The following is a 2003-nucleotide window of genomic DNA, read 5'->3' on the forward strand; positions in this document are numbered from 1 at the left end:
ATTCTCGGCCGAACCATACGCTTGTGCCGGGCCTTCGCCGGAAAGTCCGTCGCTTTCCGCCCCACCGCCACCGACGGCGTCTTCGACGCCTGGTTCAGACATCAGAAAATAGAAACCATCGACCTCAATGCCCTCGCCCGATAGCATGCAAAACTGTTCGCGATGTCTTCGCACACCTGTTCGCGATGTCCCCGGTCCAAACAAAGGGAAGAAGGGGGAGCCTCAATACTTCTGCGGCACGTAAAGCTCGCGCGGCAGCACCTGGCGCTCGTAGTCCGGGTTGAAGACGCGCTCCGGCAGCGTGATCTCCTCGTGCGGCACATCTTCGTAAGGCAATTGCTGCAGCAGATGGTCGATGCAGTTCAGCCGCGCCCGCTTCTTGTCGTTGCCCTCGACGATGAACCAGGGCGCTTCCTTGATGTTGGTGCGGGCGAAGGTCTCCTCCTTGGCCTTGGTGTACTGCTCCCAGCGCACGCGCGACTGCAGGTCCATCGGCGACAGCTTCCACTGCTTCATCGGATCGTGGATGCGCATCAGGAAGCGCATCTGCTGCTCCTCGTCGGTGATGGAGAACCAGTACTTCACCAGCGTGATGCCCGAGCGCACCAGCATGCGCTCAAATTCCGGCACGTCGTGGAAGAATTCTTCCACCTGCTCGGGGTTGGCAAAGCCCATCACGCGCTCGACGCCGGAGCGGTTGTACCAGGAGCGGTCGAGCAGCACGATCTCGCCGCCGGCCGGCAGATGCGGCACATAACGCTGGAAATACCATTGCGACTTTTCGCGCTCGGTCGGTGCCGGCAGCGCCACGACGCGACAGATGCGCGGGTTGAGGCGCTGGGTGATGCGCTTGATGACGCCGCCCTTGCCGGCGGAGTCGCGGCCTTCGAAGATCACCACCAGCTTCTTCTTGTGGTAGGCGACCCAGGACTGCAGCTTGATCAGCTCGGACTGCAGCCGCAGCAGCTCGCGGAAGTAGGTCAGGCGCTCGATAGAAGGCGGATGCGCATTCTTGTAGATCCTGGCGATCTCCAGCGACAGCGCCGGCTCGGAAATCTCCAGCTCATAATCCTCGTCGAGCGTGTCGGCGAGTTCGGCTTCCAGCCAATCCTTGGCCCCGGAATTCGGTTTGAGTTCGTTCATCACGCTGCTCCTGCCTGTCAGCCATCTTAGCCTCGGATGCGTTTCAGCCTGGGCCAGAAACGCCACTCCCTAAGCCGACTGAGATACAGACGCGCAATGACGGTTTTATTGCAAGCGCCGTCCCGGCCGGGTGCTGGTCTAGCCGATATGTGATCGGCCCGTACCGACAGCGGGGCGACAAGCCGCCGGAATTGTCCTACAAATACCATCGCGCTTTTTCCGGCGCCCGCCACGCGCGCCTCTTCAAAACAAAATCGCGAGGATCCGACATGGAATACCGCACCCTTGGCCGTTCCGGCCTGAAGGTTTCGACATTGACCCTTGGCACGATGACCTTCGGCGGCACGGGTCCGTTCGCCGCCGTCGGCAAATCCGACCTTTCGGAAGCCAGGCGCATCATCGATACCTGCCTCGATGCCGGCATCAATCTCATCGACACCGCCAACGTCTATTCGAATGGCTTGTCGGAGGAGATCGTCGGCGAGGCGCTCGGCGGGAAGCGCAAGAACGATGTGCTGATCGCCTCCAAGGCGCGCATGCGGATCGGCAACGGCCCCAACGACGAAGGCCTGTCGCGCCATCATCTGATCCGCGAATGCGAGAGGAGCCTGAAGCGGCTCAAGACCGACGTCATCGACATCTATTTCCTGCACGAATGGGATGGCGTCACGCCGCTGGAGGAGACGATCGCCGCGCTCGACACCTTGGTCGGCCAGGGCAAGGTCCGCTATGTCGGCTGTTCCAACTATTCGGGCTGGCAGGTGATGAAGGCGCTTGCCGTCAGCGACAGCCATCATCAGCCGCGTTTCGTCACTCAGCAGATCCACTACACGCTTGAAGCACGCGAGGCCGAATACGAG

At 61.3% G+C, this 2003-nt stretch carries 2 protein-coding genes; one reads left to right on the forward strand and one right to left on the reverse strand.

What is annotated here, in order from left to right:
- Positions 1-222: 222 nt before the first annotated feature.
- On the reverse strand, positions 223-1143 hold the full coding sequence (ppk2, locus tag EOA38_RS34965) for a polyphosphate kinase 2 (protein WP_126094244.1): 921 nt from the start codon (positions 1141-1143) through the stop codon (positions 223-225).
- Positions 1144-1412: 269 nt separating this feature from the next.
- Here ppk2 and EOA38_RS34970 point away from each other — a divergent pair.
- Positions 1413-2003, forward strand: a 591-nt coding sequence (locus tag EOA38_RS34970) for an aldo/keto reductase (protein WP_145966233.1), incomplete at its 3' end; no start/stop codon positions are given.

The organism is Mesorhizobium sp. M1E.F.Ca.ET.041.01.1.1 (genome assembly GCF_003997355.1).
Classification (GTDB): Bacteria; Pseudomonadota; Alphaproteobacteria; order Rhizobiales; family Rhizobiaceae; genus Mesorhizobium.